General features: G+C 32.2%; 11 protein-coding genes and 1 other RNA gene. 9 read left to right on the top strand and 3 right to left on the bottom strand.

Annotation, left to right across the window (positions count from 1 at the left end):
• Positions 1-30: 30 nt before the first annotated feature.
• The 3 genes from ackA to rnpB all read right to left on the bottom strand — a co-directional run bounded on the left by ackA (position 31) and on the right by rnpB (position 2590).
• Complete coding sequence (ackA, locus tag HNP65_RS01205; RefSeq protein WP_184618567.1) at positions 31-1251, bottom strand: acetate kinase; 1221 nt, start codon at positions 1249-1251, stop codon at positions 31-33.
• A gap of 22 nt (positions 1252-1273) precedes the next feature.
• On the bottom strand, positions 1274-2212 hold the full coding sequence (fba, locus tag HNP65_RS01200) for a class II fructose-1,6-bisphosphate aldolase (protein ID WP_184618566.1): 939 nt from the start codon (positions 2210-2212) through the stop codon (positions 1274-1276).
• 54 nt (positions 2213-2266) lie between these two features.
• Positions 2267-2590, bottom strand: an RNA gene (gene rnpB, locus HNP65_RS01195) — RNase P RNA component class A.
• A 75-nt stretch (positions 2591-2665) separates the two neighbouring features.
• On the opposite strand from rnpB, the gene HNP65_RS01190 reads away from it, so the two are divergent.
• From HNP65_RS01190 to alaS, 9 genes are read left to right on the top strand one after another with little or no spacing between them, the layout of a single operon-like run.
• Entirely contained in the window at positions 2666-3127 is a 462-nt protein-coding gene (locus tag HNP65_RS01190) for a DUF4894 domain-containing protein (RefSeq protein WP_343043439.1), read from the top strand.
• A gap of 5 nt (positions 3128-3132) precedes the next feature.
• Positions 3133-4395 carry a cell division protein FtsA gene (gene ftsA / locus HNP65_RS01185; RefSeq protein WP_184618564.1) on the top strand — a complete coding sequence of 421 codons (1263 nt, stop codon included), beginning with the start codon at positions 3133-3135 and terminating at the stop codon, positions 4393-4395.
• A gap of 3 nt (positions 4396-4398) precedes the next feature.
• A complete protein-coding gene (gene ftsZ / locus HNP65_RS01180) occupies positions 4399-5454 on the top strand; it encodes a cell division protein FtsZ (protein WP_126992327.1) in 1056 nt (351 codons plus the stop codon).
• Entirely contained in the window at positions 5435-7132 is a 1698-nt protein-coding gene (locus HNP65_RS01175) for a GspE/PulE family protein (RefSeq protein ID WP_184618563.1), read from the top strand. Before ftsZ ends, HNP65_RS01175 begins: the two co-directional genes overlap by 20 nt.
• Positions 7122-8264, top strand: a complete 1143-nt coding sequence (locus tag HNP65_RS01170) for a hypothetical protein (RefSeq protein ID WP_184618562.1) — start codon at positions 7122-7124, stop codon at positions 8262-8264. Before HNP65_RS01175 ends, HNP65_RS01170 begins: the two co-directional genes overlap by 11 nt.
• A 45-nt stretch (positions 8265-8309) precedes the next feature.
• Entirely contained in the window at positions 8310-8867 is a 558-nt protein-coding gene (gene frr, locus HNP65_RS01165) for a ribosome recycling factor (RefSeq protein WP_184618561.1), read from the top strand.
• 2 nt (positions 8868-8869) lie between these two features.
• Positions 8870-9547 (top strand): polyprenyl diphosphate synthase, encoded by a 678-nt coding sequence (gene uppS / locus HNP65_RS01160; protein ID WP_184618560.1) that lies wholly within the window; start codon positions 8870-8872, stop codon positions 9545-9547.
• Positions 9544-10356, top strand: coding sequence for a phosphatidate cytidylyltransferase (locus HNP65_RS01155; RefSeq protein ID WP_184618559.1), 813 nt, complete (start codon positions 9544-9546; stop codon positions 10354-10356). The genes uppS and HNP65_RS01155 overlap by 4 nt, the downstream gene beginning before the upstream one ends.
• A 17-nt stretch (positions 10357-10373) precedes the next feature.
• Positions 10374-12953: an alanine--tRNA ligase gene (gene alaS, locus HNP65_RS01150; protein WP_184618558.1), complete on the top strand. Its 2580-nt coding sequence runs from the start codon at positions 10374-10376 to the stop codon at positions 12951-12953.
• The last annotated feature ends 1 nt before the right edge of the window (position 12954 follow it).

Here is a 12954-nt window from a genome sequence, read left to right as displayed (position 1 = left end):
AGACTGGTGCAAAAGCACCAGCCCAGATAATTAATATTCTAGTTTTTTAATTCCTTTTTCAATTATTTCTTTAGTATCTCTTGCAATCATTAATTCTTCATTGGTTGGGACAATAAGAACTTTAACCTTGGAGTCAGGAGTTGAAATTACTCTTTCTTCACCTTTGACATTGTTTTTCTCTTTATCTATCTTAATACCAAGGTAGCTCAAATAGTTTTCACAAATTTCTTCACGTGTAATTGGTGAGTTTTCTCCAACTCCAGCTGTAAATGATATAGCATCAACTCCATTCATTGCCGCAACATATGCGCCTATATATTTTGCAATTCTATACTCGTAAATATCTAGTACTAACCTGCATAATGGATCATTTTCAAGAGCTTTGTCTTCTATATCTCTCATGTCTGAACTAAAGTTGCTTGTAAGTCCTAACACACCACTTTTTTTGTTTAAAATTGTATAAACTTCTTCAGCACTCAAACCTTCTTTTTCCATTAAGAAAGTTACAATTGAAGGATCTAGATCCCCAGAGCGAGTTCCCATAACTAAACCTTCAAGTGGTGTGAATCCCATAGATGTATCTACACTTTTCCCATTCATTACTGCTGCAATTGATGCTCCGTTTCCTAAGTGAACAGTTATAATTTTTGATTTATTGTAGTCTAATCCGAGTATTTCAGCAGTTCTTCTTGAAACATATCTGTGGCTTGTTCCGTGGAATCCGTACCTTCTAATTTTGTATTTTTCGTAATATTCATATGGAATAGCATATAGATAAGCTTTTTTAGGCATTTTAGCATGGAAAGCAGTATCAAATACAGCTACATTAGGCACTCCAGGTAAAAGTTTCATAATTGCTTTAATTCCCATTAGATTTGGTGGATTATGTAGTGGAGCAAGGTATGAAAATTCTTCTATTGCATTTATAACTTCATCATCTATTAAAACAGAACCGGAAAATTTTTCTCCACCATGAACAACTCTGTGCCCAACTGCATCAATTTCTTTAAAGTCTTTTATAGCACCCATTTTTTCATCTTTTAGTGTTTGAAGAACGAGCTGTAATGCTTCATCATGATTTGTCATTGGATGTTCTATAACAAATTTTTCGCCGTCTTTTTTATGTACTATTCTGCTTCCAGGGATTCCGATTCTTTCTGCTAAGCCTTTACAAAGAACTTTCTCGTTATCCATATCCAATAGTTGGTATTTTATAGAAGAACTTCCACTGTTTACAACTAATACAATCATAACTTTGCCTCCTTTTCTTTTTTTATATAGCTTTACCAGAAGCACCTAAAAATTCTAATCTATCCATAACAACATCTTTTACAAATTGCATTCCTTCTTTAAAGTATTTTCTAGGATCAAATTCTTTAACGTTTTCAGTTAGATTCTTTCTTAAGCCAGCAAGGAATGCTATTCTTAAATCTGTATCAGTATTTACCTTATTAATACCAAGTTTTACACATTTTTTGATTTCTTCTGCTGGAACGCCTTTAGCTCCACCAAGATCTGCACCATATTTTTCAGCAAGTTCAACATATTTTGCAGGAACACTTGATGCCCCATGTAATACTAATGGGATATTTGTTAGTTTTTTAACTTTTTCAAGCCTTTCAAAATCTAATTTAGCTTCACCTTTGAATTTGAATGCTCCATGGCTTGTTCCAATTGCTGGAGCAAGAAAGTCTACTCCTGTTTCTTCAACAAATATTTTTGCTTGCTGTGGATCAACAAGGACATTTTCTTCAGCAGAAACATTATCTTCAATACCTGCAAGTTGACCTAACTCTGCTTCAACTGAGACACCAGCTGCATGAGCCCATTTAACAACTTCTTTAGTAATTTTTAAATTTTCTTCAAATGGTTCGTGTGAAGCATCGATCATTACTGAAGAATAACCAGCTTTAATTGCTGCAGCAATGTATTCTAGATTTTTACCATGGTCTAGGTGTAATGCAACAGGAATGTTTAAAGTATCAGCATATCCTTTAACTAGATTTACAAAAAATTTTGCTCCTCTAATTGGATCGCCATTTCCAGCATATTTTATCGCACCTTCACTTGTTTCAATTATTACAGGTGCATTTTTTTCTACTGCTCCTTCTAAAATTGCGATAAGGAACTCTAAGTTATTAATATTAAATGCTGGAACAGCATAAAACTCTTTACTAGCTTTTTCTAAAATATCTTTAGTGTTTACATACATTTTAACAACCTCCTATCTATTTTAGTTATTCAATAAAATTATAACATTTTTTGTAAAATGAGTGGAGCGGTAAGCCGGATTCTGTTTATGGAGGCATCTATCTTGGGAATTTGTTACCAAATTCCTCAAGCGGTCTACCCGGGTTATAGGGCGGGCCACCCAAACCCTGCTTGACCTTGCTCCGGGTGGGGGTTGCCAAGCGTATGGATTACTCCATACCTGGTGAGCTCTTACCTCACCGTTCCACCCTTACCACAGTGGTGGTTTTCTTCTCTATGGCCCTGTCCAGGGATCACTCCCTCCGGACGTTATCCGGCACCCTGCCCACGGAGTCCGGACTTTCCTCAGCTTTAAAGCTGCGCCTCCTCGCTCCACTCATTTGATAATTACATATTATTTGTGATAAAATATACTTTGATGGATAATTATAGATATTATTTTCTTTGGGTTATTGTGTTTTTGATTCTTTTTATTGGAATTTATAACGATTTTCATGTTAAGAAAATAAGTGCAATTGATTTTAGCCATAAAAACTCAATTGCTTACAAGTTTATTTTACCATATAAAGGTGATTTATGGGTAGTTTCTAATAGTGGAAAAATTGTTGATATTGTTGAAGACTACAAGATTTTAAAAAGTTTACCGGTAATAGTTATTCCTGAAGAGTTTGTAGATGACTATTCTGGAAAAATAAAGCAAAATTTTTTTAAAAAAATACCAGAAAATATACCAGATTTCGTGTATGAGATAAATTTTAATGAAAATTATATCGTTTTGAATAATAACGCCAAAATATATTTTAATGAAAATTTTGATTTTCAAATGTATTTTGAAAAATTGAAAATAGTGTATAACTATATTGAACCGTTAGGAATTTACTATATTTCGGATGAAATGTTAGTTAAAGCGAGGTGAAAGGTATGGGAAAATGGGATCCAGTAGTTTCAATAGATATAGGTAATGACAGCATTAAGGGGGTTGTTGTAAATTATTCTAATGAAGGAAAGGAAGTTGTTGCTTATTCAAATTTAAAATCTAAAGGTATAGAGTCCGGGGATATAAAAGATGTGGTCGCCTTGAACGATGCAATGAATCAGATAATTGAGAATTTAGAAGAGCAAATTGGTAAAACTTTAAAAGGTGATTTTTTGGTTTCCTCAAGCGTTGGAAATTTTAAACTTCAAGAGATTAGAGAAGAATTACTTTTGACTGAAGGAGATAATTTAGTAACTGTAAATGAAAAGCATGTTGATGAAATTAAAGAACTTGTTTTGAATACTGCACTTGGCGAAAATAATTATGTATACCATTCATATATAAAGAAATATATTTTGGATGAAAACAAAATAGTATTTAATCCAGTTGATATGAGTGCAAAAAAATTAGAGGCAGTATATTCCATCATAATGGGGGATAGCATTCACAGAAGCATAGTTGATTATGCTACTAGGGAGACTTTGGGAGAAGCAGATTATTATATTTCTCCGATTTCAGCAGCTGAGGCTGTTTTGACTAGTTTTGAAAAAGATAGCGGGGTAATGCATGTGGATTTAGGTTTTTATTCTACAGTTGTAACCATATTTTTAAATAATGCTCCTATAAGATTTGTAAGATTACCTAAATCTATGAAGTATGTTGTTCTTGATATTGCAAAAATATTAAAAACTTCAATTTATGAAGCAGAAAGGCTATTAAAGATATATGGAATAGCAATTTTTCAAAATATAGAACCTTCTATTATAGAATATAAGGCCCTTGATGGAAGAACTACGCTTGAAACAAACAGAGAACTTCTTGCACGTATAATTTATGCAAGACTTAGAGAAATATTTTTAAATGTTAGAAAAATTTATAGAGATGCAACAATGGATTATAAAGAATTTAGAGATTTGGGGATTCCTGGTGGAATAGTTTTAACAGGCGGTGGTGCGAAAATACCTAGAATAACTGATGTTGCTGCGGATGTAATGAAATGTTCCGTAAGGGTTGGAAGTTTTATAAATACTGAAGAGTTTATAATTGAGGAAAATGAGCAAATTTTGTCTGATCCGCAGTTTGCGGCAGCCTTTGGAAATATACTACAATTTGAAAAAGAAGAGGGTATAGATACGTTAAATAAACCGAGAAATAAGTCATCAAGTGCTTTTTCAGAATTTCTGAGAAAATTATTTAAGGGGGAATAATGTATGGGATTTTCGGTAAAAAGGGAAGAAGTTTTTTCCAAAATAATGCCAAAAATAAAAGTTGTAGGTGTTGGTGGAGCAGGTTGTAATGCTATCAACCGTATGATTGAATTTGGTATAGATGATGTAAGTTTTGTTGCTGTTAATACCGATGCTCAGGTGTTGGAAGTGAGCAAAGCTGATGAAATAGTCCAGATTGGTGAGAAGTTAACGAAGGGGTTAGGAGCAGGAGGTAACCCAAAAGTTGGTGAAGAGGCAGCACTTGAAGATAAAAAGAAACTGGAAGAAATGTTAAGGGGAATTGACATGTTATTTATAGCAGCTGGTTTTGGAGGTGGAACTGGCACAGGAGCTGCACCAGTTATTGCTGAAATAGCCAAAAGTCTAGGTATTTTAACCGTAGCAGTTGTAACTACTCCATTTTATTTTGAAGGTGCACCTAGATGGAAAGCTGCAATGGAAGGAGTAAAGAAAATACATAAAAACGTGGATACTTTAATTAAAATAAGCAATAATAAGCTACTTGAAGAATTATCATGGGATATTCCTTTTGTAGAAGCTTTTGCGAAAGCTGATGAGACCTTATATCAAGGTATAAAAGGTATTTCAGAACTTATTACCAAACGTGGAATTATTAACCTTGACTTTGCGGATATTGAATCGGTAATGAGAAATGCAGGAGCAGCCATGCTTGGTATTGGTGTTGCAAAGGGTGAGAATAGAGCAACTGTTGCTGCACGTAGAGCACTTGAAAGTAAACTAGTTGAACATCCTATTGAAAATGCAACCAAGTTGATTATGAATATTACAGCATCAACAACCTTTAAGTTACATGAAATGCAAGAGGCTGCAACGATTATCAGGCAAACATGTAGTGAAGATGCAGATTTAAAGCTTGGAATAATTGTTGATCCAGAAATTCCAGAAGATGAATTAAGAGTCACGCTTATAGCAACAGGACTTGAAAGAGAAGAAGATTTTCTTTACAGCGATGATGATATTCCCGCTATATTCAAATTTGGTTTGGAGGTAATGGGGGATGATGGAGAAAAAGTATAAAAGATTGGGGGATATTTTAATTGAAAAGGGGATAATTACTGAAGATGATTTAGAGTATGCACTTAAAGTTCAAAAAGAAACTAGGAAACCTATTGGAGAAGTTTTAGTTGAACTTGGATTTTGTACATGGCAGCAAATCGTAAAAGCTTTAGCTGAACAATATGAAGTAGGTTTTTTTTCTGAAAAACCTACTATAGATCCTGCACTAAATCTAAATTTGAAGAAAGAGTTAATAGAAGAATTGAGGGTTATTCCAATTAAGGAAGAAAATGGTAAGGTAATAGTTGTTACTGATAATGTATATAATCTTTCTTTGATTAAAAGGAGATTAAAGTTTTTGCTAAGTAAAGATATAGAAGTCTTTTTGGTTGCTCCAAGCATATTTGATGAACTATTAATGGATATGAATGCTGAAAAAAAAGTTGATTTTGATGTGTCTGAAGAGCTTTATAGCGAAGAAGTTAACGAGGAAGAGGAAATAAAAATAGAAGAATTAGAGTCTGAAGAAACGCCGGTTGTTAGGTTGGTTAACAATATTTTAAATCATGCAATAGAACTAGAAGCAAGTGATATTCATATTGAGCCAATGAAAGGGAAAAATGTGATAGTCAGATATAGAATTGATGGAGTTTTGAAAAAAGTTACAGAATATCCAAAAGCGAGTCATGGTTCAGTAGTTGCAAGAATTAAGATTATGTCTAACCTTGATATTACTGAAAAAAGGATTCCTCAGGATGGAAAATTTTATTTGAACATTAATAATGAACAGTATGATTTTAGGGTTTCTACAATGCCTTCTGTTAATGGTGAAAAAGTTGTCTTAAGAATTTTAAGAGTGTCACAATCAAATAAAAAATTGGAAGAATTAGGTTATAGTGATTATAACTTTAAAAGAATTAGTGAGTTGATAAAACATCCATATGGGATAATTTTGGTAACTGGGCCAACAGGTAGTGGAAAGAGTACTACGCTTGTTGGAATAATAAATTCTCTAAACCATGAGGGAGTAAATATTGTAACAGCAGAAGATCCAGTTGAATATACTATTGAAGGTGTTACTCAATGTCAGGTAAATCCGGAGATAGGTTTGACTTTTGCAAGGTATTTAAGGGCATTTTTAAGGCAAGATCCTGACATTATAATGGTTGGAGAAATTAGAGATAAGGAAACTGCGAATCTTGCTATTGAAGCGTCTCTTACTGGGCATTTGGTCCTTTCGACTTTACATACAAATACAGCATCGGGTGCTGTTGATCGTTTGTTGAATATGGGAATTGATCCAAGTTTAATAAGTTCTGCGTTAATTGGAGTAATAGGTCAGAGATTAGTAAGAAAAGTATGTACAAAATGTGCACAAAAGGAAAAACTTGATCCTGAATTTGAAAGCATTGCTAGAAAACTCTTTCCAGAATTAGAGCCATATGCGTACAAAGCAGTTGGCTGTGATGCTTGTAATGGTACGGGTTATAAAGGTAGGACTGCTATAAATGAAGTTTTAATTGTTAATGATGAATTAAGATATTTGATAAATAACAGAGCATCAATTATAGAAATTACTAAAGCTGCAAAAAATAATGGAATGAGAACGCTATTTGAAGATGGATTGTATAAGGTTCTTAAAGGAGAAACAACTATTGAGGAAATTTTAAGAGTAACTGGTGGTAGCAATGAAGAATGAAAATTATCGAAAGAAAATAGAAGAAAAAGAAAGAAAATTAAAAGAAGAAATACAGTCATATAGACGAAGAAGTGTTTATATCCTTTTCTTCAATGTTTTTTTAGTTGTTGTGTTGTTCATTTTATTTAATAGTATAAAGGGGAAAGATACAACAATTGTAGATGGTTATCAAATAGCTATTAAAATGCCTTCAGAAATTTATTCTGACGAAGAAGTCCAATCGAAAGTTTTTTTGATAAATACTAGAAATTACAAAAGAAATTTTGTGATTGACAGATTCAAATTTCAAATCTTAAGAGAGAATGCTCCAGTGTATAATTTCTATTATGATTCTACAATAAGTTCCACCATAGACAAATTAGAAAGTATTTTAGTTTTTGACCTTTCTCGTGAAGTATCTTTAAAGAACTTAAAATCTGGAGTTTATACAGTAAGTGTAGAAATGTATTTAGATGGTAAATTGATAAAGAATACTTTTAATTTCTCTGTAAAGGAGGAGATTCTAAAAGAAATAACTACTGACCCATATTATTCTATTGGTGAAAATATTATTCCACAGTTAGTTATTGAAAATAAAACTGCAACAACTGTTGTTTTAAATCCAACAAAAATTGAATGGACACTTAATAATAAAACTTATACGGATGTATTTTCTCAAGAATACAGTTTAAAGCCAGGAGAAAAGATGTTTTTTGAATCATCAAATATTTTCAAAATAAATAAAAAGGGAAGTTATAATTTAAAATGTACAATTTACTCTAAAAGTGGTATTGAAACTATTTCTAAAAATATAAATGTTATTGAAGTTCCAGAAAAAAGTTTAAAAGATCTAGATCTTAACATTTATTCTGATGAGTATGTTGTATCTGGTAAAAAGGTGAACTTCAATTTCGAAATTTTAAATCATAGCGAGAAGGAGAGATATTTATATTTCAATAAAGTCGTTATAATTATTCCCAAAATAAATTATTCCTATGAGGTAAGTAATGTAAAGGTCCTGCTTGGAAGATATGGAGGTTTGAATTTGGTTACTTTACCTTTAGTATTTCCGGCTCCAGGAAAATATGATGTAATATTTAAACTTGATGCTGGAGAAACAATATCTAAAGTGTTAACTTTACAAGTTCCATGATATAATTATTTAATGAAATGATAAATTAATATAGGAGGTGTTTTAATGAAGGACCCTATTTTAAAGGAAGCAGAATTAAGGATGAAAAAAAGCGTAGAAGCTATTGATGAGGAATTAAAAAAATTAAGGACGGGAAGGCCATCACCAGCTCTATTGGAAGAAATTAAGGTTGATTATTATGGAGTGCCTACTCCTATAAATCAGGTTGCAACTATTAATGTTACAGAAGAAAGATCATTGATTATTAAACCTTGGGAAAAGAACCTTTTAAGTGCTATTGAAAAGGCCATTCAAGCAAGTGATCTTGGATTGAATCCGACAAATGATGGAAATGTTGTAAGATTAGTTTTCCCAAGTCCTACAACTGAGCAAAGACAAAAATGGGTAAAAAAGACAAAAGAAATTGTTGAACATGGTAAAATTGCTATAAGAAACATTAGAAGGGATGTTATTAAAGAACTGAAAGAGATGACAAAAAACGGTGAAATTTCAGAAGATGATGAAAAAAGACTTGAAAAAGAAGTTCAAAATTTAACGGATAAATATATTGAGGAATTAGATAAGCTATTTGAAAAGAAAGAAAAGGAGATAATGGAGTTTTAATTATGTTGAATCATATAGCTTTTATAATGGATGGAAATGGAAGATGGGCAAAAAGGCAAAACAAGCCTAGAATGTATGGGCACTATGCCGGTGCTTATAAAATTGAGGAAGTAGTGAGGTGGTGTGCTGAGTATGGTGTAAAGTACACCACCTTTTATGCATTTTCAACTGAGAATTGGAAAAGACCAAAAGGTGAAGTAAATTTTATTTTTGGGCTTTTGCAAAGTAAAATTGGTGAATTTTATGAAAGAATGAATAAGGAAGGTGTAAGGTTAGTTTTTAGTGGAAGATTAAAAGAATTAGGTGAAAAAATATATAATATTTGTATGGAATATCAGGAAAAAACTAAAAACAATGATAAAATAGTTGTCAATATGGCATTAAACTATGGAGGTAGAGCCGAAATAGTAGATGCAATAAAAAAGATAATAGATTCTAAAATAAATGATATAGATGAAGAAAAATTTAGAGAATTTTTGTATTTTCCAGATATTCCAGATCCAGATTTAATTATTAGAACATCTGGTGAAATGAGACTAAGTAATTTTTTAACTTGGCAATCGGCATATAGTGAACTTTACTTTACGGATGTTTTATGGCCGGATTTTTCCAGGGAAGATTTAGATAGGGCTATTGAAGATTTTAATAAAAGGCAAAGACGTTTTGGGGGGATAAAGTGACTAAAGAAACTAAAGTTCGTTTAATTTCAGCGTTAATTGTGGCACCATTTGTGGTTGCTTGTTTTATTTCGTACCAAAGTTTGATAGGACTTGTTTCGGCAATTGTCTTACTTGCAAGTTCTGAGCTTTTGTTTGCAACATTAAAGAAGTACAGAAAAAATGGAATATTAGTTGTCTACATTGCACTTTTATCTGCATTTCCTTTGCTTTTTGGAATTTGGTTTTTAGAGCAACCTATGGAATTATTAAGTGTTCTATATATAATTGGAATTGTATTTACATTGTTTGTTGTTAAAAATAAAGAAATTGTAATGGAATTTTTTGGAGTATATTCAATTTCATTTATTTATATATCAATGAATCTTTCATTTTTTATTCCATTGTATAAGTTTTATGGGGCAGCTATTGCACTTTTAACTTTAACTTTAAGTTGGGCTTATGATAGCTTTGCATATTTTTTTGGATTAAGTTTTGGAAAGCACAAGCTTTCAAAAGTATATAGTCCTAATAAGAGTTATGAAGGGTTATTGGGAGGAATTTTTGGTACATTTGTTTATACTCTTATTTATTTTGTGATTGTAAATAACTTTTCTAGTTATAGTATACCTTTGTGGTATTCTATAGCTTTTGCAATAATTACAGGGGTAATGGATACAGCTGGTGATATTTTTGAATCAGCTATTAAGAGAGCGTATGGATTAAAAAATATAGGGCGTTTTATGCCTGGACATGGTGGAATGTTGGATAGAATAGATGGATTATTGTTTGTTGCACCTGTTATTTATATATTTTTAAAACTATTTAGTTAAAATAAGGAGGTTGCTGCATGAGAAGCGATGAAATAAGACGATTATTTCTAGAGTTTTTTGAAAAAAAGGGACATAAAATACTGCCGAGTGCCTCTTTGATACCTGATGATCCTCAACTTTTATTTACTATTGCAGGAATGGTTCCTTTTAAGCCTATTTTTTGGGGAAAGGTTGATCCTGTTTATACTAGAATTGCAACTTGTCAGAAATGTGTGAGAACTACTGATATAGAAAATGTTGGAAAAACTCCAAGACATCATACATTTTTTGAGATGCTTGGTAATTTTTCATTTGGTGACTATTTTAAAGAAGAAGCTATTGAGTGGGCATGGGAATTTGTGACTCAAGTTTTGAAGATTCCTGAAGAAAGATTGTGGGTTTCTGTCTATAAAGATGATAATGAAGCATATGAAATTTGGAGAAAAATTGGTGTTCCCTCTTCGAAAATTTTGAAACTTGGAAAAGAAGATAATTTCTGGGGGCCTGCTGGTCCTACGGGGCCTTGTGGACCTGATACTGAGATTTTTTATGATACTCAAAGAGATGTTCCTACAAGTGATGGAAAAGAGCCAACACCAGCGAACACAGAAGGTAGATTTGTAGAAATTTGGAATCTGGTGTTTACAGAATTTTATCAGGATGAAAATGGTAATTTACTTCCTTTGAAGAGAAAAAATATAGATACTGGAGCAGGCCTTGAAAGAATGGCAGCTATGATGCAAGGAGTTTATAACAATTTTGATACGGATTTATTTGCTCCTATAATTGAGGGAATTTGTAATATATTGAATGTGAAATATAAAAAAGATGAAAAGATAGATGTTTCTATAAGGGTTATTGCAGATCATATAAGAGCTTTAGTCTTTTTAATTTCAGATGGGGTATTTCCTTCTAACGAAGGTAGAGGATATGTGCTAAGAAGAATTTTGAGAAGAGCTGCAAGACATGGAAAATTGTTGGGAGCAAATGCACCTTTTTTACACAAATTGGTAGATTCTGTTGTTAATAAAATGGGAAAAGTTTATCCTGAAATTGTTGAAAAGAAAGATTTTACTAAAGAAATAATCTTAGGTGAAGAAAAGAGATTTTTACAGAACCTAAATAAGGGTTTAGAATTAGTTGAAAAAATAGTCCGTGAAAATAATGGAAAGATAAGTGGAGAAATGGCTTTCAAATTATATGATACTTATGGATTCCCACTAGATATTTTAAGAGATTTAGCAGAAGAAAACGGATATGTTCTTGATGAGCAAGGATTTAATGAGTATATGGAAAAGCAGAGATTGCTTGCAAAGAACGCTGCAGGTGATATTGAATTTACAAAAAGAACAGGTTATGAAGATTTGAAATTAAAAAGTGAATTTGTAGGTTATGAAAAATATGAGGAATATTCTAAAGTTCTTGCAATAAAAGTATCTGAATTTGTTAATGAGGTACAAGACGCTGATTGTGAAATTGTATTAGAAAGAACACCATTTTATGCAGAAAAAGGTGGGCAAGTATCTGATACCGGAATAATTAAGGGGGAAAATGGAGAATTTTTGGTCGAATATGTCTATTCACCAACAGAGGGAATAATAGTTCACAGAGGAAAGTTAAAAGGCAAATTATCAGTAGGTGAGAAAGTTTATGCAAAAATTGATATAGAAAAGAGAAAAGCAACTGCAAGAAACCATACAGCAACACACCTTTTACATGCGGCATTGAGAAAGGTTTTAGGTACGCATGTTAGACAAGCTGGTTCATTGGTCGAAAGTGAAAAGCTTAGATTTGATTTCACACATTTTAATGCACTAAGTTCCGATGAAATAGAACAGGTTGAAAAGCTGGTAAATAATGTTATTCTTGAAGCTATAGACGTTATTGTAGAAGAAAAGGACTACGATGAGGCAGTTAAAGAGGGAGCAATTGCATTATTTGAAGAAAAATATGGAGATAAAGTTAGAGTAGTAAAAGTTGGCAATTTTAGTGAGGAATTATGTGGTGGTACTCACGTGAAAAATACTGGAGAGATAGGTTTATTTAAGATAATTTCAGAAGGTTCAGTGAGTGCTGGAATTAGAAGGGTTGAAGCAATTACTGGTTTAAATAGCTTAATGTATTTGCAAAGATTAGAAAATAATTGGTTTAAAGTGAAAAATATTCTTGAAGTTAATGATAACGAAGTCTTTAGAAGAATTGAAAATATGAAAGAAGAGATAAAGAAGTTAAATTCTGAGATAAAGAGCTTAAAACAGAAGATGGTTGACATAGACAGTATTTATAAGAATAAGAAGGTTATTAACAATGTAGAGTATATTGTAGAGAAGTTTGAAGGATTAGAAGTTGATGTTTTAAGGGATGTAGCAGACAGATTGGTTGATAAAGGAGTAGACCTTGTAATATTATTTGATAAAGTGGGAGAAAAAGTTGTTTTAATTGTTAAGAAGAAAAAATCTAATCAGTTGTTACATGCAGGAAATATTGCAAAAGAACTTTCAAAGGTTTTAGGTGGTGGAGGCGGTGGTAGGCCAGACTTTGCACAAGCCGGAGGTAAAGATTTCGGTAAAGTGCAAGAAGCTATAAAAAAGCTTGAAGAAATTTTAAGGGAGTGTTAGC

The organism is Thermosipho japonicus, from assembly GCF_014201655.1.
GTDB classification, from domain to species: domain Bacteria; phylum Thermotogota; class Thermotogae; order Thermotogales; family Fervidobacteriaceae; genus Thermosipho; species Thermosipho japonicus.
This window is presented reverse-complemented; position numbering and strand designations above follow the sequence as displayed.